The 23198-nt window shown below is 57.8% G+C and carries 17 protein-coding genes and 1 riboswitch; of the genes, 9 read left to right on the plus strand and 8 right to left on the minus strand.

The window, feature by feature from the left end:
- Positions 1-242: 242 nt before the first annotated feature.
- From metA to aceK, 4 genes are all read left to right on the plus strand, one after another.
- Positions 243-1172, plus strand: coding sequence for a homoserine O-succinyltransferase (gene metA, locus OXR61_RS22335; protein WP_031279798.1), 930 nt, complete (start codon positions 243-245; stop codon positions 1170-1172).
- A gap of 270 nt (positions 1173-1442) precedes the next feature.
- Positions 1443-3041 (plus strand): malate synthase A, encoded by a 1599-nt coding sequence (gene aceB / locus OXR61_RS22340; RefSeq protein ID WP_241798067.1) that lies wholly within the window; start codon positions 1443-1445, stop codon positions 3039-3041.
- A gap of 16 nt (positions 3042-3057) precedes the next feature.
- The gene (aceA, locus tag OXR61_RS22345) at positions 3058-4362 is read left to right on the plus strand and encodes an isocitrate lyase (RefSeq protein ID WP_241798066.1); all 1305 of its coding nucleotides are present in this window, start codon (positions 3058-3060) and stop codon (positions 4360-4362) included.
- 66 nt (positions 4363-4428) lie between these two features.
- Positions 4429-6165 carry a bifunctional isocitrate dehydrogenase kinase/phosphatase gene (gene aceK / locus OXR61_RS22350; RefSeq protein WP_021508037.1) on the plus strand — a complete coding sequence of 579 codons (1737 nt, stop codon included), beginning with the start codon at positions 4429-4431 and terminating at the stop codon, positions 6163-6165.
- Here the strand turns inward: aceK and iclR are convergent.
- A complete protein-coding gene (gene iclR / locus OXR61_RS22355) occupies positions 6162-6992 on the minus strand; it encodes a glyoxylate bypass operon transcriptional repressor IclR (protein WP_031279797.1) in 831 nt (276 codons plus the stop codon). The genes aceK and iclR overlap by 4 nt on opposite strands.
- A 196-nt stretch (positions 6993-7188) precedes the next feature.
- On the opposite strand from iclR, the gene metH reads away from it, so the two are divergent.
- Complete coding sequence (gene metH, locus OXR61_RS22360; RefSeq protein ID WP_021508035.1) at positions 7189-10872, plus strand: methionine synthase; 3684 nt, start codon at positions 7189-7191, stop codon at positions 10870-10872.
- 134 nt (positions 10873-11006) lie between these two features.
- On the opposite strand, the gene OXR61_RS22365 is transcribed toward metH, so the two are convergent.
- The 5 genes from OXR61_RS22365 to pgi form a co-directional block, all read right to left on the minus strand.
- Entirely contained in the window at positions 11007-13097 is a 2091-nt protein-coding gene (locus OXR61_RS22365; RefSeq protein ID WP_021508034.1) for a YjbH domain-containing protein, read from the minus strand.
- On the minus strand, positions 13097-13834 hold the full coding sequence (locus OXR61_RS22370; protein ID WP_021508033.1) for a capsule biosynthesis GfcC family protein: 738 nt from the start codon (positions 13832-13834) through the stop codon (positions 13097-13099). The genes OXR61_RS22365 and OXR61_RS22370 overlap by 1 nt, the downstream gene beginning before the upstream one ends.
- Positions 13831-14478, minus strand: a complete 648-nt coding sequence (locus OXR61_RS22375; protein WP_031279796.1) for a YjbF family lipoprotein — start codon at positions 14476-14478, stop codon at positions 13831-13833. The genes OXR61_RS22370 and OXR61_RS22375 overlap by 4 nt, the downstream gene beginning before the upstream one ends.
- A 78-nt stretch (positions 14479-14556) precedes the next feature.
- Positions 14557-14805, minus strand: coding sequence for an exopolysaccharide production protein YjbE (yjbE, locus tag OXR61_RS22380; protein ID WP_021508031.1), 249 nt, complete (start codon positions 14803-14805; stop codon positions 14557-14559).
- Between the two features lie 640 nt (positions 14806-15445).
- The gene (gene pgi, locus OXR61_RS22385) at positions 15446-17092 is read right to left on the minus strand and encodes a glucose-6-phosphate isomerase (RefSeq protein ID WP_021508030.1); all 1647 of its coding nucleotides are present in this window, start codon (positions 17090-17092) and stop codon (positions 15446-15448) included.
- Positions 17093-17191: 99 nt separating this feature from the next.
- Here pgi and OXR61_RS22390 point away from each other — a divergent pair, with 99 nt between their 5' ends.
- The 3 genes from OXR61_RS22390 (at position 17192) to panS (ending at position 20320) form a co-directional block, all read left to right on the plus strand.
- Entirely contained in the window at positions 17192-17437 is a 246-nt protein-coding gene (locus OXR61_RS22390) for a hypothetical protein (RefSeq protein ID WP_155519917.1), read from the plus strand.
- 36 nt (positions 17438-17473) lie between these two features.
- Positions 17474-17668, plus strand: a riboswitch (Lysine riboswitch).
- 110 nt (positions 17669-17778) lie between these two features.
- On the plus strand, positions 17779-19134 hold the full coding sequence (gene lysC, locus OXR61_RS22395; protein WP_021508028.1) for a lysine-sensitive aspartokinase 3: 1356 nt from the start codon (positions 17779-17781) through the stop codon (positions 19132-19134).
- A gap of 262 nt (positions 19135-19396) precedes the next feature.
- Entirely contained in the window at positions 19397-20320 is a 924-nt protein-coding gene (gene panS / locus OXR61_RS22400; protein WP_021508027.1) for a ketopantoate/pantoate/pantothenate transporter PanS, read from the plus strand.
- 299 nt (positions 20321-20619) lie between these two features.
- Here panS and OXR61_RS22405 read toward each other — a convergent pair whose 3' ends face one another.
- Both OXR61_RS22405 and OXR61_RS22410 read right to left on the minus strand, forming a co-directional pair.
- Complete coding sequence (locus OXR61_RS22405) at positions 20620-20943, minus strand: DUF805 domain-containing protein (RefSeq protein WP_071813607.1); 324 nt, start codon at positions 20941-20943, stop codon at positions 20620-20622.
- Positions 20944-21140: 197 nt separating this feature from the next.
- Positions 21141-21734, minus strand: coding sequence for a YhgN family NAAT transporter (locus OXR61_RS22410; protein WP_031279795.1), 594 nt, complete (start codon positions 21732-21734; stop codon positions 21141-21143).
- A 218-nt stretch (positions 21735-21952) separates the two neighbouring features.
- Here OXR61_RS22410 and asd point away from each other — a divergent pair, with 218 nt between their 5' ends.
- Positions 21953-23062 (plus strand): aspartate-semialdehyde dehydrogenase, encoded by a 1110-nt coding sequence (gene asd / locus OXR61_RS22415; RefSeq protein ID WP_031279794.1) that lies wholly within the window; start codon positions 21953-21955, stop codon positions 23060-23062.
- Positions 23063-23198: the final 136 nt, after the last annotated feature.

Consider the following 23198-nt stretch of genomic DNA (forward strand, 5'->3'; position numbering starts at 1 on the left):
AGCAAATTTGCCGCCAAAAACCCCCTCCATAACGACTTATTTAATCCTAAAAAAATTCTAACGCGCTTTTATTCCGACCTTATTGCTGCTGCTCACCACGCGGCGCTAGCGGCTATTGCCGCTCAATGCTGAAACATTTTCATAAACCGCATGAAGACTCGACATCCAGCGGCAGCCAGGCTAATCTCGGGCATCTGGATGTCTAAACGTTTATATGGTTATCAGCAAGAGGTCAGCAGGTTATGCCAATCAGGATCCCCGACGAATTACCGGCAGTAAATTTTTTGCGTAATGAGAATGTCTTTGTCATGACCTCATCGCGCGCCAGTGTTCAGGAGATTCGTCCGCTTAAAGTGTTGATCCTTAACCTGATGCCCAAAAAAATTGAGACCGAAAACCAGTTTCTGCGCCTGCTCTCTAACTCGCCACTGCAGATCGATGTTCAGCTGTTACGCATCGACAGCCGCGAGTCGCGCAACACACCAAGCGAGCATCTGAACAACTTCTACTGCAACTTCGACGATATCGCTAACGATAACTTTGACGGCCTGATTGTCACCGGCGCGCCGCTGGGGCTGGTTGATTTCAATGATGTTGCCTACTGGCCACAGATTCAGCGCGTGCTGCACTGGGCGAAAGAGCACGTCACTTCTACCCTGTTTGTTTGCTGGGCGGTGCAGGCGGCGCTTAACATCCTGTATGGCATTCCTAAACAGACGCGACAGAACAAGCTTTCTGGCGTCTATGAGCATCAGATCCTTCATCCGCACGCGCTGCTGACGCGCGGTTTTGATGACAACTTCCTGGCGCCGCATTCACGTTATGCTGATTTCCCCAGCCAGCTGATCCGCGACTACACCGATCTCGAGCTGTTTGCCGAATCAGAAAGCACCGGTGCCTATCTGATGGCGAGTAAAGACAAACGCCTGGCGTTTGTCACTGGCCATCCGGAATATGACGCTCTCACGCTGTCGGGTGAGTACCATCGGGACTACGAGGCCGGCCTGCACCCTGAGGTGCCGTTCAACTACTTCCCGCAGGACAACCCGGAATTGCCGCCACGCGCCACCTGGCGTAGCCACGGCAACCTGCTGTTCTCCAACTGGCTCAACTACTACGTCTACCAGATTACGCCATTCGATCTGCGCCATATGAACCCAACGCTCGAGTAAAACGCCTGCTAAAAGCGCGTTTAAACCTGCCGTGACAGCCGCGTGTTGTCGCGGCTTTTTTTTGCCTTTTTTCTATGATGGAACGTATTGCCTTTATTTCGTGGGATTAAATTACAGTTAAATCAGATAAATAAAATCAATAAAGCAATAAAATGGAAATAGTTTTTGAAATTAAAATAAAAATGATTATGCTCTGATCTTGCCGGTTAAAAAACACCCTACAGCCCGATCCTGTTGTTAGAAAAAGGATCAAACCAGGAGGCAGCCCGCATGACAGACACGGTTATCAGCCCGACACTGACCTTTAGCCAGCCCTTTACCCACGCGGAGAAGCAACTGCTCACGCCCGAAGCCATTGATTTCCTGCACTCGCTGGTGGTGCGCTTTGCACCCGAGCGCGAGCGTCTGCTGAAAGCGCGTCAGCAGCGCCAGCAGCGCTACGATCAGGGGGCGTTGCCAGACTTCGATTCGGAAACCGCTTCCATTCGGCAAAGTGACTGGCAGGTGAGGCCCATTCCTCAGCTACTGCGCGATCGCCGCGTCGAAATCACCGGTCCGCCAGATCGCAAAATAGTGATCAACGCGCTGAACGCTAACGTCAAAGTGTTCATGGCCGATTTTGAGGATTCGCTGGCACCGACCTGGCAAAAACTGCTTGATGGCCAGCTGGCGCTGCGCGATGCGGTTAACGGCACGCTGAGCTTCACCAGCGAAAACGGCAAGATCTACCAGTTACGATCCGATCCGGCGCTGCTGATGTGCCGGGTTCGCGGCTTACATCTGGATGAGAAGCATGTTGAGTGGCGCGATCGGGCCATTCCCGGCGGGTTATTCGACTTTGCGCTCTATTTGTTTCACAACGTCACCGCGCTGCTGGAGAAGGGCCACGGTCCGTGGTTCTATCTGCCGAAAACCGAGCATGCGGCGGAAGTGGCATGGTGGCGGGAAATCTTCCGCTTCAGTGAAGATCGTTTCGATCTGCCGCGCGGCACCATCAAAGCCACGGTACTGATCGAGACGCTGCCCGCGGTATTCCAGATGGATGAGATCCTGTGGGAACTGCGCGATCACGTGGTTGGCCTCAACTGTGGTCGCTGGGATTACATCTTCAGCTATATCAAAACGCTGGGCCAGCATGGTGACCGCATTCTGCCGGATCGTCAGCAGATCAGCATGGACCAGCCGTTCCTCGAGGCTTATTCGCGCCTGCTGATCAAAACCTGCCACCGGCGCGGTGCGCTGGCGATGGGCGGCATGTCGGCGCTGATCCCGGCCAAAGACGCTGAACGCAACGCCTGGGTGATGCAGAAAGTGCAGGAGGACAAAGCGCGTGAAGCGGGCAACGGACACGACGGTACCTGGGTCGCCCATCCTGGCCTGGCAGACATCGCCATGGCGGAGTTTGACCGTCAGCTGGACGATCGCCCCAATCAGCTGCACGTCAGTCGTGAACAGGATACGCCGATCACCGCCGAGCGCCTGCTGCGCCCGTGCCGTGGTCAGCGCACCGAAGCCGGGATGCGCGCCAACATCCGCGTTGCGCTGCAGTATCTGGAAGCGTGGATCAGCGGCAATGGCTGCGTGCCTATTGATGGGCTGATGGAGGATGCCGCTACCGCGGAGATTGCCCGCACCTCTATCTGGCAGTGGATTCACCACAAGCAAATCCTCAGCGATGGTCAGCTGGTGACCGCCGCGCTGTTCGAACAGTTTCTTGATGAAGAGCTGGCGGCCCTGCGCCACAGCCTGGGTGACACGCGCTTTGACGCCGGTCGCTATGAAGATGCGGCTGCGCTGATGGCGCAAATCACCACCGACGAACAACTGGTTCCTTTCCTCACCCTGCCGGGCTACCGCCTGCTGCCCTGACTCTGGAGATACTGCTATGTCAAATCGTACCCAACAGATCACTCAACTGGAAAACAGCTGGCTGGCATCACGCTGGCAGGGCATTACCCGTCCTTACAGTGCCGAAGAGGTCATTAACCTGCGCGGCTCCGTTAATCCCGCCTGCACGCTGGCGGATCGCGGCGCGAGAAAGCTGTGGGCACTCCTGAATGGCGAGGCGAGCAAAGGCTATATCAACAGCCTCGGTGCCCTGACCGGCGGGCAGGCGGTGCAGCAGGCGAAAGCCGGCATTGAGGCGATTTATCTCTCCGGCTGGCAGGTGGCGGCCGATGCAAACCTGGCCGGGCAGATGTATCCGGACCAGTCGCTGTATCCGGTCAATTCGGTGCCGAACGTGGTGGAACGTATCAACCAAAGTTTTCAGCGCGCCGATCAAATCCAGTGGGCGAGCGGACTGTCGCCGGACGATGACGGCTTTATCGATTACTACCTGCCGATTGTCGCCGATGCGGAAGCCGGATTTGGCGGGGTGCTCAATGCTTTTGAGCTGATGAAAGCGATGATTCAGGCCGGTGCCGGCGCGGTGCACTTTGAAGATCAGCTGGCGGCGGTGAAGAAGTGCGGACACATGGGCGGCAAAGTTCTGGTGCCGACGCAGGAAGCGATTCAGAAACTGGTGGCGGCGCGGCTGGCGGCCGATGTGATGGATGTGCCCACGGTGCTGATTGCGCGCACCGATGCCGACGCTGCCGATCTGATTACCTCCGATTGCGACGAGCGTGATGCGCCGTTTATCACCGGGGAACGGACCGCTGAAGGCTTCTTCCGCACCCATGCCGGTATCGAACAGGCGATAGCCCGTGGCCTGGCGTATGCGCCATATGCCGATGTGCTGTGGTGCGAAACTTCCACGCCGGATCTGGCGCTGGCGCAGCGCTTCGCCGAGGCGATTCACGCGCAGTATCCCGGCAAGCTGCTGGCTTACAACTGCTCGCCTTCGTTTAACTGGAAGAAGAATCTCGACGATCGCACCATTGCCCGCTTCCAGCAGGCGCTGAGCGAGATGGGCTACCGCTTTCAGTTCATCACCCTGGCGGGTATCCACAGCATGTGGTTCAACATGTTCGACCTCGCACACGCTTATGCGCAGGGCGAAGGCATGCGCCACTACGTGGAAAAGGTGCAGCAGCCGGAATTTGCCGCACGCGAACGCGGCTACACCTTCTCTGCGCATCAGCAGGAAGTGGGCACCGGTTATTTCGATCGCATCACCACGGTGATTCAGGGCGGCAGCTCGTCGGTCACCGCGCTGACCGGCTCCACCGAAGCCGCACAGTTCTGATCAGCGTACTCGCGGTGCGCAGCATGGCGCACCGTTTCACTGGCTCACGCTTGCCGGAGATTGCCGATGTCACCGAGAGAATCCCTTATCGCCCACACGATTCTGCAGGGTTTTGATGCGCAGTACGGTCGCTTTCTCGACATTACCGCAGGCGCGCAGCAGCGCTTTGAACAGGCGGACTGGCAGGCGGTGCAGCAGGCGATGAAAGCGCGTATCCATTTGTATGATCATCACGTCGGGCTGGTTGCCAATCAGCTGCGCATCCTCAACGAGATGGCCGACTGGGATGATGCCTTCTGGCTGCGGGTAAAAAGCCACTATGCCACGCTGCTGCCGGGCTATCCGCGTCATGAAATCGCCGAAAGCTTTTTTAATTCTGTGTATTGTCGCTTGCTGGGGCACAGCCACTTATTGCCTGAACGGCTGTTTATCCTGCCGTCGCAGCCGTACGCGCCCGCGCCGCCGGCGCAGCGACCGCTGTCGCGCCTGTACCGGCCGCAGCACAGCTGGCATGAGACGCTGCGTCAGGTATTGAATGACATTCCGTTGCGGCTGACGTGGCAGGATCAGACACGCGACATCGGCTGGATTGTGCGTCATCTGCACGAGCAGTTCAGCGCGGCACAGCTGGCCAATGCCACGCTGGACGTCGCCAGCGAGCTGTTTTATCGCAACAAAACCGCCTGGATTGTGGCGCGGCTGCAGCTAAGCGCGGGTGAGATTGTGCCGTGTCTGCTGCCGATCCAGCGCGATGACGCCGGCCGGTTGTGGATTGATACCTGTCTCACCGACAGCAATGACGCCAGCATCGTGTTTGGCTTTGCCCGTGCCTATTTCATGGTGTATGCGCCGGTGCCGGCCGCGCTGGTGGCCTGGCTGCAGCCGATTTTGCCGGGCAAAACCCTCGCCGAGCGCTATATGGCGATTGGCTGCCAGAAACACGGTAAAACCGAATGCTATCGCGAATATTTAGATTACCTGGCGCACAGTCAGGAAGCGTTCACCATCGCGCCCGGCGTGCGCGGTATGGTGATGCTGGTATTTACGCTGCCCGGTTTTGATCGGGTATTTAAGGTGATTAAAGATCGCTTCGCGCCGCAAAAAGAGGTGACGGATGCGCAGGTGCGCGCCTGTTACCGGCTGGTCAAAGAGCATGACCGCGTCGGGCGCATGGCTGACACCCAGGAGTTTGAGCATTTCGCCATCCCGCGCGCGCGCATTCCGGCGGCGCTGATGGCGGAATTTGAGCGCGAGATTCCGGAAAAAATCGAGCTGCGCGATGACGTCGTGATCATCCGCCACTTATGGCTGGAGCGTCGCATGCAGCCGCTTAACCTGTGGCTGATGCAGGCGACGCCGGAACAGCGCCAGCACGCCATTGAGGAGTACGGTGATGCGATTTGTCAGCTGGCGGCGGCCAATATCTTCCCCGGTGATATGCTGTTTAAAAACTTCGGCATGACGCGCCATGGCCGCGTGGTGTTTTACGACTATGATGAAATCCGCCCGATGACCGAGCTGGTGTTCCGCGATGTTCCGGCGGCGCGTTACGAAGAGGATGAGCTGCAGGCCGAGCCGTGGTACAGCGTCGGGCCGGATGATGTGTTTCCGGAAACCTTCCGCTACGCGCTGTGCAGCGAACCGGCGACCGGAAAATTGCTGCAGGCGCTGCATCCGCAGTTGTTCGATCCCGGCTGGTGGCGCGCACTGCAGGCGCGGATCCGTGCCGGGCATATTGAAGAGGTGATAGCGTGGCGCGCCGGGCAGCGTTTCAGCGCGCGCTACGCGTCAGTGGCCGCCTAGCGGCCGGCATAGCTCAGCGTTACCTGCTTCGCCGCGCGGATCACCAGCGCCCCGAGTTCGGTAATGCGGTTGTCGGTCATACGCGCCAGCGGGCCGGAGATGGAGATGGCGGCAAACGGTTCGCCGTGTTCATCATAAATCGGTGCCGCCACACAGCGCAGGCCGAGCGCGTGCTCCTCGTCGTCGTGCGAAAAACCCATCTTACGGATCAGCGCCAGATTCTCCTTCAGGCTATGCGGCGACATCAGGGTTTTCGGCGTGTAGTGATGCAATCCCTTCTGATGCAGCAGGGCGGTGACCTGATCATCGCTGAGGTGAGCGAGAAACGCTTTGCCGGCACCGGACGCATGCATCGGCAACTTGCCGCCAATCGGCGCTGACATGCGCATCAGCTGGGTGCACTGTACCTGGTCAATAATCACCGCCTGATAATCACTGAGATCCAGCACCGCCAGATTCACGGTTTCGCCGGCCTCTTCCATCAGTCGGCGCAGAATCGGGTGCACGATCGCCAGCAGATTGCGGCTCTGCAGAAAACTGCTGCCGACCACAAAGGCATGAGCGCCAATGGTCCATAAACCGAGGTCGCCCACCTGATGCACAAATCCCTGCTGCTGCATGGTAGTCAGCAGGCGATGAGTGGTGGAGTTGGGAAGCCCGGCCTGTTGCGCCAGCTCGGTCAGCGCCACGCTACCGTGTGATTCGGCAATCAGCTCCAGCAAACGCAGCCCGCGCGTCAGAGATTGTACCTGGCCGCCGGCAGGGGCACTGGCCGCCGGAGCCGTACGGGGTTTTTTGCCGCGTTTCGCGGGCGCAGGGGTTGCCATAACATCTCCACAGTCATTGCAGGTATGGAAACCATTTTCGTTTTTAATGGTACGAATGCAAACGCTGGCTGACTGGTCGGATCTGCTGGTCATTTTGCCGCCGGTGGCCGCAAACGGGTGACTTTTGCTCATTTGAAAGTTGTGCCAGTATGACTGGCTGGCATTTAGCCAGCGTAATGACGTGGATGGGGCAAGAGTGAGCAATAAAACCGCAACGCTACAGCAGCAGCTGGCACAACGCATCATGATTCTGGACGGTGGCATGGGCACCATGATCCAGAGTTACAAACTGGATGAGCAGGATTTCCGCGGCAGCCGCTTCGCTGACTGGCCGTGCGATGTGAAAGGCAATAATGACCTGCTGGTGCTGAGTAAGCCGGACGTCATTCGCGAAATCCACGATGCTTACCTGGCGGCTGGCGCGGATATTCTCGAAACCAACACCTTCAACGCCACCCCGATTGCCATGGCCGACTATGAAATGGCCGCGCTGTCGGCGGAGATCAACTTCGAAGCGGCGAAACTGGCGCGCGCCTGCGCCGACGCGTGGACGGCAAAAACGCCCGATCGCCCGCGCTACGTTGCTGGCGTGCTCGGCCCGACCAACCGCACCTGCTCGATCTCGCCTGACGTCAACGATCCCGCGTTTCGTAACATCACCTTCAATCAGCTGGTGGACGCCTACCGCGAATCGACCCATGCGCTGATTAGCGGCGGTGCTGACATCATCATGATCGAAACGGTGTTCGATACCCTGAATGCCAAAGCGGCGATCTATGCGGTACAGAGCGAGATGGAAGCGATGGGCGTGACGCTGCCGCTGATGATCTCCGGCACCATTACCGATGCGTCAGGCCGCACGCTCTCCGGCCAGACCACGGAAGGATTCTACAACTCACTGCGCCACGCGAAGCCGCTGTCGTTCGGCCTCAACTGCGCGCTTGGTCCGGACGAACTGCGCCAGTATGTGCAGGAGCTGTCGCGTATTGCCGAAGGCTATGTCAGCGCCCACCCTAACGCCGGTCTGCCGAATGCCTTCGGCGAATATGACCTTGATGCGACGACGATGGCGGCGCAGATTGGCGAGTGGGCGCGCGCCGGTTTCCTCAACATTATTGGTGGCTGCTGTGGCACCACGCCGCAGCACATTGCGGCGATGGCGGCAGCGGTCGAGGGCGTGCCACCGCGGCCGCTACCGGAAATAGCCGTCGCCTGCCGTTTGTCTGGCCTCGAACCGCTCAATATTCAGGCCGATTCACTGTTCGTCAACGTGGGTGAGCGCACTAACGTGACCGGCTCGGCCAAATTTAAGCGCCTGATTAAAGAAGAGAAGTACAACGAAGCGCTGGACGTGGCGCGCCAGCAGGTGGAAAACGGTGCGCAGATTATCGATATCAACATGGATGAAGGCATGCTGGACGCGGAAGCGGCCATGGTGCGCTTTCTCAATCTGATTGCCGGTGAGCCCGATATTGCGCGTGTGCCGATCATGATCGACTCCTCGAAATGGGAGGTGATTGAGAAAGGCCTGCAGTGCATTCAGGGCAAAGGCATCGTCAACTCCATCTCGATGAAAGAGGGCATCGAGCCGTTTATTGCGCACGCGCGCAAAGTGCGGCGCTACGGCGCGGCGGTGGTGGTGATGGCGTTCGACGAAGTGGGCCAGGCGGATACCCGCGCGCGCAAAATTGAGATCTGCCGCCGCGCCTACCACATCCTCACCGAAGAAGTCGGTTTCCCGCCGGAAGACATCATTTTCGACCCCAATATCTTTGCCGTCGCCACCGGCATCGAAGAGCACAACAACTACGCGATGGATTTCATCGGTGCCTGTGAAGACATCAAACGCGAACTGCCGCATGCGATGATCTCCGGCGGCGTCTCCAACGTGTCGTTCTCGTTCCGCGGTAACGAACCGGTGCGCGAGGCGATTCACGCGGTGTTCCTCTACTACGCCATCCGCAACGGCATGGACATGGGCATCGTCAACGCCGGTCAGCTGGCGATTTATGACGATTTGCCGGCGGAGCTGCGCGATGCGGTTGAGGACGTGATCCTCAACCGGCGCGACGATGGCACCGAGCGACTGCTGGCGCTGGCGGAGAAGTATCGCGGCAACAAAGGCGAGGGTGAGCAGGACAAGCAGCAGGCCGAATGGCGCAGCTGGGACGTGGTGAAGCGGCTGGAATATTCGCTGGTGAAAGGCATCACCGAGTTTATCGAGCAGGACACCGAAGAGGCGCGCCAGGCCGCGGCACGGCCGATTGAAGTCATTGAAGGGCCGCTGATGTCCGGCATGAATGTGGTCGGCGATCTGTTTGGCGAAGGCAAAATGTTCCTGCCGCAGGTGGTGAAATCGGCGCGTGTGATGAAGCAGGCGGTGGCTTACCTCGAACCCTTTATCCAGGCGAGCAAAGAGGCCGGCCGCAGCAACGGTAAAATCGTGCTGGCGACGGTAAAAGGCGACGTGCACGACATCGGCAAAAATATTGTTGGCGTGGTGCTGCAGTGTAACAACTACGAAATCATCGACCTGGGCGTGATGGTGCCGGGCGACAAAATCCTGAAAACCGCGCGTGAGGAAAACGCCGACATCATCGGACTTTCCGGCCTGATTACCCCGTCGCTCGACGAGATGGTGAACGTGGCAAAAGAGATGGAGCGCCAGGGCTTTACGCTGCCGCTGCTGATTGGCGGGGCCACCACCTCGAAAGCGCACACGGCGGTGAAGATTGAGCAGAATTACAGCGGCCCGACGGTCTATGTGCAGAACGCCTCGCGCACCGTCGGCGTGGTCTCTTCGCTGCTGTCGCCCACGCTGAAAGAGGCGTTTGTGGCGCGCACGCGTAAGGAGTACGAGACCGTGCGGATTCAGCACGCGCGTAAAAAGCCGCGCACGCCGCCGGTCACGCTGCAGGCCGCGCGCGATAATCATTACGTCATTGACTGGCAACGCTACACGCCACCGGTGGCGCATCGTACCGGCGTCAGCGCAGTGGAGGCCAGTATCGATACGCTGCGCAACTACATTGACTGGACGCCGTTTTTTATGACCTGGTCGCTGGCCGGCAAATATCCGCGTATCCTGGAAGATGAGGTGGTGGGCGAAGAAGCCACGCGGCTGTTTGCCGATGCCAATGCGATGCTGGATAACCTCAGCGCGCAGGGCACGCTCAGGCCGCGCGGCGTGGTTGGTATTTTCCCGGCTAACCGGGTTGGCGACGGCATTGAAATCTACCGTAACGAGACCCGGCGCGAGGTGCTGTGCGTCAGCCATCATTTACGTCAGCAAACGGAAAAAACCGACTTCGCCAACTACTGTCTGGCGGACTTCGTGGCGCCGAAATCCAGTGGTAAAGCGGATTATCTCGGCGCGTTTGCCGTCACCGGCGGGCTGGAGGAGGATGCGCTGGCGGCGGCGTTCGACCAGCAGCACGATGATTACAACAAAATCATGGTGAAAGCGGTGGCGGATCGCCTGGCGGAGGCGTTTGCCGAATACCTGCATGAGCGCGTGCGTAAGGTGATCTGGGGCTATGCCGCCCATGAAAATCTCAGCAACGACGAGCTGATTCGCGAAAATTACCAGGGCATTCGTCCGGCGCCGGGCTATCCGGCCTGTCCGGAACACACCGAGAAGGCACAAATCTGGCAGCTGCTGGATGTGGAGCATCACACCGGCATGAAACTGACCGAATCTTTTGCCATGTGGCCCGGTGCCGCGGTGTCCGGCTGGTATTTTAGTCATCCGGAGAGTAAATATTTCGCCGTGGCGCAGATTCAGCGCGACCAGGTGGAAGATTACGCGGCGCGTAAAGGCATGAGCGTCAGCGACGTGGAACGCTGGCTGGCACCGAATTTAGGCTACGACGCGGATTGATGAATTGCCGGCGCAGAGCGCGCGCAATGAAATGCTGGCAGGCGGTCGCCATCAATGGCGACCCTACATGGTTCACGTAGGGTGCGCATTAATGCGCACCGTTAAATGGCGCGGGTTGAACCCCGCGCTACGATTTAATTAAAACGCGCATCGCGATCGGCGGTCAGATCGTACAGCTGGTATTTGCGGCCCAGCATCTGACCACCGTCACGCGTCAGCGGCACCCAGTTCACCTGCGCACGGCCACGGGTTGGCGTGACGGTAAACAGATCCATCGGAATCGAAATATAGAAACCTTTGGTGAAATCCCCTTCGCCATACGCTTCGGCTGACACGTTGGTTTTGGTGGCGTAGAAGCCGACCATCACGCCGCTGTCAAAGCGCTTCGACACATCCAGCGTGACCCCTTTGTCCTTCGCCAGATATTCACCGACGCTGGCTTTCACCAGCACATCCTGCATGAACCACGGACGCCAGTAAGCGGTAAGGTGCCCGGTCGGCGCCTTGTAGTCGGTGAACTGCATCATGTTGTCCCAGTCACGCTGCTTCACGTAGTTCGCATCGAGACCGAAAGCCCAGTTGCTGTCCACCGGGCGATACAACAGCTCGCCGCCCACGCCGCCATACATGGTTTCCAGGTAGCCACCATACACCTGGCCGTAGAAGCCATTGCCGAGATAGCGCATGTAGTTGGCCTGCAGATCATTCACGTAAACGTTGTTCTCCACGTAGTCGCGAATGTGGGTGCGCACGCGCGGCAGCGTCGAGTCGGCTGGCGCGCCGTTGTAGTTGAACTTGTCATAGTTGTTGGCGATGTTGCCAAACAGGCTGCCGCCAATCAGCCAGTGATCGGTCAGCCAGTAATCGACATTGCCCATTACGCCGAGCTGGTACATGTAGAAGCTTTCCGGACCGCCGACCGACTGGTTCAGCACCGGCGACAGGCTGTAGTTAAGGCGATCCTTACGGATGAAATAGCCCTGTTCGGTGGTGCCCGGATCGATCGGTTCTTCACGCGTCTGCTGCAGCGGCTGCTCGTGACCGAGCGGATAGCCGCGCAGTTCGTTATTCAGGCTGGCCACATCGGTGCGCGTGGTGACCTGCGGCATGTTAAAGCGCGACTCGGTGACTTCAATCGTATCAATGCCAGCCGGCAGATTGTTCATGATGATGCGGTTAGCGCGGTCAACGCCTTCGCGCGTGTCGCGATATTTGGTCTGCTCACCGGAAACGTACAGCGTGCGGCCTTTAGTCTGGATGCGCGGACCATCCAGTCCGGCATTGTATTTCAGATCGGTAAGCTGATTAGCGACCACCGTCGGCTGCAGCAGATCGCCCTGCGGCTGTGGCTGATAAGCCGGTTTTGCGCTATCAAGGTGCGACTGGTGTAACGAATTAAAGTTGGTGCGCACGGTCACGCCAAACATAAAGGTATTGCCGCGCTCGTAGCTGGCGTTGATATCCGCCCAGTCGGTAAGGCGATAGATTGCGCCAACGTTGACCTTACTGCGCTGCTCCAGCCTGCCGGCAAAATCGTCCTGATAATCGTTGCCTTCATACTCCAGCTTGAGACGCAGCGGCTGCCACGGCGTCTGGTATTCGATGCCACCAAACAGTGCCGCCGGACCGTGGAACATCTGCGAGCCGTTAATGGAACCCGCCGAACCGCCGCCGGTGCGGCTGCAGAAGCTATCGCTGTAGGAGCAGAACGGGTTTTTGATGGTGCCGCTGTTGCCGAGATAGCCCCAGCCCAGGCCGAGGCTGAAATCAAACGGCCCCCAGGCTTTACTCGCCACCAGATATTCACTGTCGAACAGGCCGGTACCGCCCAAATCGCGCGAGCCGACCGCCACTTCCGGCAGCCAGAAGCTCTCCTGCCACAGGCGCAGTTTCAGGTCGAAGGCTTTGTCTTTATAGCTCTGGTTACCGCTGAAGCCTTCCACCGCACTGTAGCGGCGGGTGCGTACGTCGGTATAGCGCACCGTGGTTTCCAGCCATGGGAACAGCTGCAATGACGCAGAATAGTAGCGATATTGATCGTTATCGCGGAAGTTCAGGCTAAATTCGCCCTCTTTTGCCATGCGCGCGGTCGGCGTTTGCATCAGGCCCACGCCGCCAAAATCAGATTGTGAAGGACCGACCGGTTCCGGCCAGGTTTCCGCCTGCACCTGGCATGCGGCGGCGACAGAAGCAGCCAACAGGCTGAGGAGTAATTGTTTTTTCATCAGTCTGGCATCCGGTGAGTCAGAACGGAAAGCATGCGCGCATTCAAATCAGGCTGGCCCCAGGGCAGGCTCCATGTGGAAAAGCCCAGCCAGATAGTGCTGCCAGGCTCGACTTCAACATGCCGCTGATTCCAGTAAGCGATCGGCACCTGTTGCGTCTCACCTGACGGCGCAATCACCGTGGCCACGCTGCGTTCGGCACCCGATAAACGTGCATGCGGCGCGAGGTAGTCACGCACCGTGCGTCCTGGCTGCCAGCTCTCACTGCCGGGATGGCTGAGTGCACCCATCACCCGTACCTGCGTCGGCGCTGCCACGATGTACAGGTCGTAGCTGCCCTGCAGTTTACGGTTGGCTTCCGGACGCAGCCGCACCCAGTCGGGATCGAGCGAAGTAAACTGGCGCCCGGTAACCTGCAGGGCGCTGAGCTGCTGGATTACGCTGCCGATGGTTGCGGCCAGTGAAGTACCGCTGTCGGCCTGCCAGGCGCGCAGATCCGCCAGCAGCTGAGCGTGCTGCTGCTGCGCCACGGCGGTCGCACCGCGTTCGGCAATCACCGTGCCCGGCCACCAGCTGTGCAGCGCCGGGTTCGTTACCAGTTCGCTCAGGGTGCTGGCATGATCGATCTGGAAACTGCGCTGGTCGTGCGCAGGGTGTACCGTCACCTGGCTATCCGCCAGCGCGTGGCTGGCCGCCGTGAGGGCGAGTGCCGCCAGCAGGGAATTGATTTTTTTCATGATTTCGCCGGCTTCAGAAGGGTGGTTGCAATCGGGTACTGGTCAGCCGCCAGCATCTGCTGCGCCTGCAGCACCGTACCGTCGCGGTTATCGATCCAGAAGGTGTTCTGCCAGCTGACGCCGGGGCTCTCCATCTCTACCGTTTCGTGCCAGACGCGGCAGGGCACCCGCTCGCCGGCGAGGTTCAGCACTTCATCGTCGCCGCGCTGAAAGGTGGAGTGGGCGGTGGCGGCGCGCACGTTGTCCTGCTCGCGCCACTGCACGACGCGCGTCCACTGCGCGCCATTTTGCAGCCGCAGCGCATCGGCCAGCGGATCCTGCGCCAGGTTACTGACGGCCTGCAGGTTGTCGCGCAGGCCGAGGGTTTTCACCAGGCGGCCGTGCTGCATCACCAGCATGGCTTTATCCTGGGTTACCCATTTCTGCTGGCCGTTTTCCAGGTAGCCCAGCACCACAAAGATGCGCGGACCGTTGTCGACGCGCGCATACAGGCTGGCATAGGGCAGAGTAGCGATTTGTTCATCGCTGACGGTGACATCGTCCGGACCGCTGATGGCGAGCATTACGGTCTGTTCGAGGCCTTTTTGCGTTTGTGTGCAAGCCTGCAGCAACAGGCAAAGAAGCAGCAAAGTGAGTCGGCGCACTGTGTATCCCTGTCTCAATAGAGGCAAAAAAACAAAAAATAACCACACGACTGTGTGGTTATGTTTAAAGGTGCTACATCAACGAGTGGTGCTCGTTGTGGTAGTGGTTGTTGTACCGGTATTTGCACCGTCGCCACCGCCAGCAGCGGCAACGCCGAGACCCACTAACGCACCGAGTGCGCCGATACCCACAGCGGTGGTCGCACCGGTCGAGATTGCTCCCGCCTGCGCGCCTGCTGCAGCACCGGCTTCTTCCGGTGCGGCAATCGCAGCGGAAGAAACGGCAACGTAAAGTAAGGCTGCACCGGCAACCATCAGTTTTTTCATAACAACGTTTCCTGCATCTTGATAAAACGTGAATGAAGGATATTACCCGTCATACCGTACGCTGCCGTCCGATGGCCGCTGGGCCGCATGCAGCTGGCTAACCGTGGTCAGCGCGCAATAATGTTTCCCGGGCCGCCGGGCGACAGCGGGGAAGTATTCAGGGCAGCCTTGAAGGCGCGTTCAGTATAGGGCAACAAATTACCAGAGTTCAGCGCCAGAAAAAGAGGGGGATTAAGCGGGACATTTCTGGTGATAAATAAGGCGAATTGGCGTTAGCTGCTTTTTTTAATTGCGCTTTTTTCGCTGGCTGGAATATTTGCGCAGGACGTTATGGCACAGCAGCATTTTTCACTTTTGCATTAAAAAATGGCACGGAATAGGAATAATCAGATTTTCCTGAAAGGGTTAAAATAGAAAGGTAAATTTAATCAGTTGCTTAGGTGAGTGAGGCGGACAAATCAGATCCATTTTTTATCAGATAAGCCCGCCACGCATGATGGCATCTTCCGATTTTCCTTAGGGCATTTTAAGAATTATCTAACCGCAGCGTGGCAGCAAAATCCGCTTATTTACGGCGGGGCAGTTCATCGGAGCAAAAAAAGGCGGCATGTGCTGCCGCCTGATGAGCCTGGGGGTGAAATTAACGCCAGGATTTGTAGCGATTAATTAAGCCATTGGTGGAGCTATCATGGCTGTTAATCTGCGCATCGTTTTCCAGCTCCGGCAGGATGCGGTTAGCCAGCTGTTTGCCCAGCTCAACGCCCCACTGATCGAAGGTGAAGATGTTGAGAATCGCGCCCTGAGTGAAGATCTTATGCTCGTACAGCGCAATCAGCGCGCCGAGGCTGAACGGAGTAATTTCACGCAGCAGAATCGAGTTGGTCGGGCGGTTACCTTCAAACACCTTGAACGGCACGATATGCGCGACGGACTCCGCCGATTTACCGGCATCGGTAAACTCTTTCTCTACCACCTCGCGGGCTTTACCAAACGCCAGCGCTTCGGTCTGAGCAAAGAAGTTGGAAAGCAGCTTCTGGTGGTGATCGGCCAGCGCGTTGTGGGTCTGCGCCGGCGCAATGAAGTCGCATGGAATCAGCTTGGTACCCTGATGGATCAGCTGATAAAACGCGTGCTGCCCGTTGGTGCCGGGTTCACCCCAGATAATTGGGCCAGTCTGGTAATCCACCGGGTTGCCGTCGCGGTCGACGTACTTACCGTTGGACTCCATGTTGCCCTGCTGGAAGTAAGCGGCAAAACGGTGCATGTACTGGTCGTACGGCAGAATCGCTTCGGTTTCGGCACCGAAGAAGTTGTTGTACCAGATACCGATCAGCGCCAGCAGCACCGGCAGGTTTTGCTCCGCCGGCGTGTTCGCGAAGTGCTGGTCCATGGCATGCGCGCCGCTCAGCAGCTGTTCGAAGTTTTCGAAGCCAATGGACAGGATGATCGACAGACCGATCGCGGACCACAGTGAGTAGCGGCCACCGACCCAGTCCCAGAACTCGAACATGTTGGCGGTATCAATACCAAATTCGCCGACCGCTTTCGCGTTGGTTGAGAGCGCGGCAAAGTGCTTCGCCACGTGCTGCTGATCGCCGGCGGTGTTCAGGAACCAGTCGCGCGCGCTGTGGGCGTTGGTCATGGTTTCCTGCGTGGTAAAGGTTTTCGACGCCACGAGGAACAGCGTGGTTTCCGGGCTAAGCGGTTTCAGCGTTTCGGCAATGTGCGTGCCATCAACGTTGGAAACAAAGTGCATGTTGAGGTGGTTTTTATACGGACGCAGCGCTTCGGTCACCATGAACGGGCCGAGGTCTGAACCGCCGATACCGATGTTCACCACGTCAGTAATCGGCTTGCCGGTGTAGCCTTTCCACTCGCCGCTGATGATGCGCTCTGAGAAGGCTTTCATCTTCGCCAGCACCGCGTTCACTTCCGGCATTACATCTTTGCCATCCACGAGGATTGGTGTGTTGCTGCGGTTGCGCAGGGCCACGTGCAGCACGGCGCGATCTTCGGTGCGGTTAATCTTCTCACCGGAGAACATGGATTTGATGGCGCCCGCCAGATCGGTCTCTTTCGCCAGCGCCTGGAGTTTGTCGAGGGTTTCCTGGGTGATGCGGTTTTTTGAGAAATCCACCAGCATCTGATCATCAAAGGTGGCAGAGAATTTCGCAAAACGATCGGCATCCTGCGCAAACAGGTCGGCAATCTCTACCGATTTCATCTGATCAAAATGCTGCTGCAGCGCTTTCCAGGCTGCGGTTTGTGTCGGATTGATATTTTTCATGGCAACACTCTTGTTGATATAAGAACCGTCATTCCATCCGGGCGCATCCTGTCTGGCCCGGCATGCTGAGCATTTGTTACGGCTTGCACGCGTTTCAGTATGACCACAGTTGCAACTGAAAGGAAAAAATTTGTGACGCCAGCCGCAGCGTTTCAGGTAAATCCGGCGGCGATTGTCGGCCGGTTCGCCGCGCATTACTCTGCGCGGCATCAGCAAAACCCCGGTTTTTTCGCACCGCTGACTACTTTAGGCGGCTGGCGGCTTCAGGGTTTGTTTAGCAATGCGCTGCATAAGTGTAAAAATGAATTTTCCCGGCGCCGCAAGGCTGGACAGCGGAACAATTAATCAGTATTTTGTGCGCGCGACTTGCACCTCCGGGTGCAAGCCAGAAGAGGCGCGTCGCCCAGGCAGTGTGTTTGAGGATCCGTATCCAGCGAGAACACATCAGGGGGTGCGACGCCGAGGTGGTGCAACACGCGGAGTGTTGTGCTGTCGGCTGCAGGGGCTGAATCCTCTGGGTTGTCACCAGAAGCGTCCGCAGTCGGACGTTTCGCAAGGTGAAGTGCTTTTGGTGACTCATCTCCTGATCTTGTCTGTCCAATTCTGCTCTTCTCTTGTGCCAAGGCTGTTACCCGATCTTCTCTTCCGCGAATGGGAGGAGATAACCTGACACGAGGTTTTGTTACATGTCTCAATCGTTGATCGTGGCAAAATTTGGCGGCACCAGCGTTGCCGATTTCGATGCCATGAACCGCAGCGCGGACGTCGTGCTGTCTGATGCCAATACCCGTCTGGTGGTGCTCTCTGCCTCGGCGGGCGTGACTAACCTGCTGGTTTCGCTGGCTGAAGGCCAGGAACTCGAGCAGCGCGCTTATCTGCTGGATCAAATCCGCACTATTCAATATGCCATCATCGATCGCCTGCAGTCGCCGGACGTCATCCGTCAGGAGATTGATCGCATGCTGGAGAACATCATCATGCTGGCGGAAGCGGCGGCATTAGCCCGTTCGACCGCGCTGACCGATGAGCTGGTTAGCCACGGCGAACTGATGTCGAGCCTGCTGTTTGTGGAGATTCTGCGCGAGCGCCAGGTGAATGCCGAGTGGTTTGACGTACGCAAAGTGATGCGCACCAGCGACCGTTTTGGCCGCGCCGAGCCGGATGTGGCCGAGCTGAAAACGCTGGCAGCGGCTCAGCTGCAGCCGCGCACCGCAGAAGCGCTGGTGATCACGCAGGGCTTCATCGGCAGCGAAGGCAAAGGCCGCACCACCACGCTGGGCCGTGGCGGCAGCGATTACACCGCTGCGCTGCTCGGCGAAGCGCTGCAGGCGACGCGTGTGGATATCTGGACCGACGTGGCGGGCATCTACACCACCGACCCGCGTGTGGTGCCGCAGGCGAAACGCATCGAAGAGATCACCTTTGAAGAAGCGGCGGAGATGGCAATCTTCGGCGCGAAAGTGCTGCATCCGGCGACGCTGCTGCCGGCGGTGCGCAGTGATATTCCGGTGTTTGTCGGCTCCAGTAAAGATCCGGCGGCGGGCGGCACGCGCGTCTGCAACGAGACTAAAAATCCGCCGCTGTTCCGTGCGCTGGCACTGCGGCGCAAACAGACGCTGCTGACGCTGCACAGCCTGAACATGCTGCACGCGCACGGCTTCCTGGCGGAAGTGTTTGCTATCCTGGCACGCCACAGTATTTCGGTTGATCTGGTTACCACCTCGGAAGTGAGCGTGGCGCTGACGCTGGATACCACCGGTTCGACCAGCACCGCCGACAGTCTGCTGACCCAGGCGCTGCTGACCGAGCTCTCATCCCTGTGCCGGGTGGAAGTGGAAGAGAATCTGGCGCTGGTGGCGATCATCGGCAACAACCTGTCGAAAGCCTGCGGCGTCGGCAAAGAGGTATTCGGCGCGCTGGAGCCGTTTAACCTGCGCATGATTTGCTACGGCGCAAGCAGCTACAACCTGTGCTTCCTGGTGCCAACGCCGGACGCGGAAGAGGTGGTGCGCGCGCTGCATAAGAATCTGTTCGAATCTTAATTGGCGCGTAAGTCACCTGAAGCCGGACAATGTCCGGCTTTTTTTATCTCTGCCGTTCAGCCTGACGCTATTTCGGACAAATGCCAGCGGAATGCCCGTGTCTGCCTGGCGATCTTTAGCAGCCGATAGGCATTTTCTGTCGTCGGCCACGCTTATGATAATGAAATGTTATGATCCGGCGCAGGTCGCTGCGGTCGTTCCCCGCGCGTCTTTTCATCTGTGGCAAAAAACCAATTAAGTAAAACGCTAAGGACATTTCTTCATGCTCGCCAAACTCACCCGCCTGTTTCCGCTCTGGGCCGTACTGCTGTCCGTTGCAGCCTATTATTCGCCGTCCACCTTCCTCGGCATCGGGCCGTGGGTAACCTACCTGCTGATGCTGATCATGTTCGGCATGGGCGTGACGCTCAACATTGACGATTTCAAACGCGTGCTGGTGCGTCCGGCGCCGGTGATTGCCGGCACGTTCCTGCACTATCTGGTAATGCCGCTGGCGGCCTGGGCGCTGGCGAAACTGTTCCAGATGCCGCCGGATCTGGCCGCCGGGATGATTCTGGTTGGCAGCGTGGCCAGCGGGACAGCCTCGAACGTGATGATTTATCTGGCGAAGGGCGACGTGGCGCTGTCGGTGACCATCTCGTCGGTTTCGGCACTGGTAGGCGTGTTCGCGACGCCGCTGCTGACGCGCTTCTACGTAGATACCCACATTCAGGTCGATGTGGTGGGCATGCTGCTCAGCATCGTCAAAATCGTGGTGATCCCGATTGGGCTTGGCCTGATTATTCACCACTCCATGAACAGCGTGGTGCGCCGCGTTGAGCCGTATCTGCCGGCGTTTTCGATGGTGTGTATTCTGCTGATCATTAGCGCGGTGGTTGCGGGTAGCCAGGGTTTCATCGGCTCAGTAGGGCTGATGGTGATCGCGGCGGTGATCCTGCACAACGCCATTGGGCTGCTCGGCGGCTACTGGGGTGGCAAGCTGTTTGGCTTTGACGAATCCACCTGCCGCACGCTGGCGCTGGAAGTCGGTATGCAGAATTCCGGACTGGCGGCCACGCTGGGCAAACTGTACTTCTCACCGCTGGCCGCACTGCCCGGCGCACTGTTCTCGGTGTGGCACAACCTGTCCGGTTCCCTGCTGGCGGGTTACTGGTCGGGTAAAACGATTGAGAAGAAGCAGAAATAACGGGGCATGCGTACCGGTGGTCATCAATGACGATCGGTTACGCACCATCGACCTGTTGATGCCGGTGCGCATAAATGCGCACCCTACAAAAACACGCAATGATCTTGCAGAGGGCGCCATAAATGCACCCTCAGCAAAACGTGCAATAATCTTGTAGGGGCGCCATTTATGGCGACCGCAAACACTCAACGGGCAGCGTGGCGTCATAAATCGTCATTCAACAATATTCCACTGGCGCACTAAACCTCACCTCATATAAATATGCAAGCACCAGGAACCCCTACACGGGCCAGCCCGATTTATTCTTTTTTTACTGATGCAGGAAAAGCCAGAAAGGGAAATAGTAAATAAGGCGCAACGATCAAAAGAATAAACACTCCCCGTGAATATCCCGCATCGTTTATTCTTCTGCTGCCACAAGCCAGCGATGGCAGAACGAAAAGCAGTAAAGGAATCCATGCTATTTCATTCGTGGATGAAGCGAACACACTGAGATAACAACAAAACCAGATAATCTGGAACATCATAAAAATGATATAGCATAAGCGGCTATCTTTGCCACTATAATCAAACGTCTTAATCAATCCATTCTTTATGGATGTTAGTAAGAGGGTCAGCGCCATTTTATTCTAACCACCACAAAAATGATGAGAGACAGCAAGCTGTTCACCGTCGAAAAACACGTAAAATAGCGATTTTACGATAAACCGGATCACGCGTGTTGTGAACCTGAATGTTGTCTATTGAATACCAGACAATAACATGTGTTGAATCATGCCATTCCTGGTATTATTAATTAGAGCCGCCAGCATGCGAAACATTACAGTTTCAGGTAAACCCGAATTCCGTCCAGGAACATCTGCGTCGCCAGCATAATCAGGATCAAACCCATTAATCGCTCCAGCGCGTTAACGCCTTTATCCCCCAGCAGGCGCAGGAACAGGCCGGACATCAGCAGAATCACCACCGTGACGCCCCAGGCAATCAGCAGGGCGCCGACCAGGTGCGTCATCTGATTGGGATACTGGTGTGACAGCAGCATCAGGGTGGCGAGCAGCGAGGGCCCGGCGACCAGCGGGATCGCCAGCGGCACCAGGAACGGCTCTTCGCCGGCGGGCAGGCCGCTGGTGCTGGTCTCGCCGGACGGAAAAATCATGCGAATGGCGATCAAAAACAGAATGATGCCGCCGGAAATCGACACCGTTTCGGTGCGCAGATTAAGAAACGCCAGGATGCGTTCACCGGCGAACAGGAACAGCAGCATCAGAATCAAGGCGATCAGCATCTCGCGCATCAGCACTACGCGGCGGCGCTTCGGCTCCAGGTGCTTCAGCACCGACATGAAAATCGGCAGGTTGCCCAGCGGGTCCATAATCAACAGCAATAGTATGGTCGCGGATATCATTTCAGTCATCAGAGGTAAACCATCCCTTCAGGTCGGCCACAGCCGTTATAAGTTGTACTGCTGAAAAAGTTAGCGCAATCGAATTAATTCACTTGCCAGAAGTGCTGCATTTTGTAGAGTTGTGGGTCATAGGTAAACCTGATTATTACGCAGACTGGCGCATTGCTGGCGCTGGTCTTTTTTTGCACCACCCAGGCCCCGGCCCGAGTTCCTGAGACGGACAGAAAATGAAGAATGTAGGTTTTGTTGGTTGGCGTGGCATGGTCGGCTCTGTGCTGATGTCACGTATGAGCGAAGAACGCGATTTCGATGTGATCAATCCGGTCTTCTTCTCCACTTCGCAACTGGGTCAGGCTGCGCCGACGTTTGGCGGTAAGTCGACCGGTGCGCTGCAGGATGCGTTTGATATTGAGGCGCTGAAGGCGCTGGATATCATCATCACCTGCCAGGGCGGCGATTATACCAGTGAAGTCTACCCGAAGCTGCGCGAGAGCGGCTGGCAGGGCTACTGGATTGATGCGGCCTCCACGCTGCGTATGAAAGATGACGCCATCATTATTCTTGATCCGGTCAACCATCAGGTGATTCGTCAGGGCCTCGACAGCGGCATCAAAACCTTTGTCGGCGGTAACTGCACCGTCAGCCTGATGCTGATGTCGCTGGGCGGACTGTTCGCTAACGACCTGGTCGAGTGGGCCTCCGTCGCGACGTATCAGGCGGCCTCCGGCGGCGGCGCGCGCCATATGCGCGAACTGCTGACCCAGATGGGCATGCTGCACGACCACGTTGCGACTTCGCTGCAAAATCCGGCCTCCGCCATTCTCGACATTGAGCGCAGCGTGACTGACTTTACCCGTTCCGGCACGCTGCCGACCGACAACTTCGGCGTACCGCTGGCCGGCAGCCTGATCCCGTGGATCGACAAGCAGCTGGACAACGGCCAGAGCCGCGAAGAGTGGAAAGGCCAGGCGGAAACCAACAAAATTCTTTCGACCCGTCACACCATTCCGGTCGATGGCCTGTGCGTGCGCGTCGGCGCGTTGCGCTGCCACAGTCAGGCGTTCACGTTGAAGCTGAAGAAAGATGTGCCGCTGAACGAAATCGAACAGCTGCTGGCCGCGCACAACGAGTGGGTGAAAGTGGTGCCGAACGATCGCGACATCACCATGCGTGAACTGACGCCTGCTGCGGTGACCGGTACGCTGACCACGCCGGTGGGCCGTCTGCGTAAGCTGAACATGGGGCCGGAGTATCTGTCGGCCTTCACCGTCGGCGATCAGTTACTGTGGGGCGCTGCCGAACCGCTGCGTCGCATGCTGCGTTTGCTAATCGACTAAGCGCAGCGCGAATCCAGACAGGCCGGGGTTTCCCGGCCTTTTTTCTTTCCACGGGAGTGCAAAACTTAACCCAAATTGCGCCCGACAAGTGATCAGCTTCCCCTTTTTGCTCGCCCGATAACAATTTTTTGCGTTC

This window comes from Pantoea sp. GM_Pan_4 (assembly GCF_026541005.1).
In the GTDB taxonomy this organism is placed as follows: Bacteria; Pseudomonadota; Gammaproteobacteria; order Enterobacterales; family Enterobacteriaceae; genus Pantoea; species Pantoea dispersa.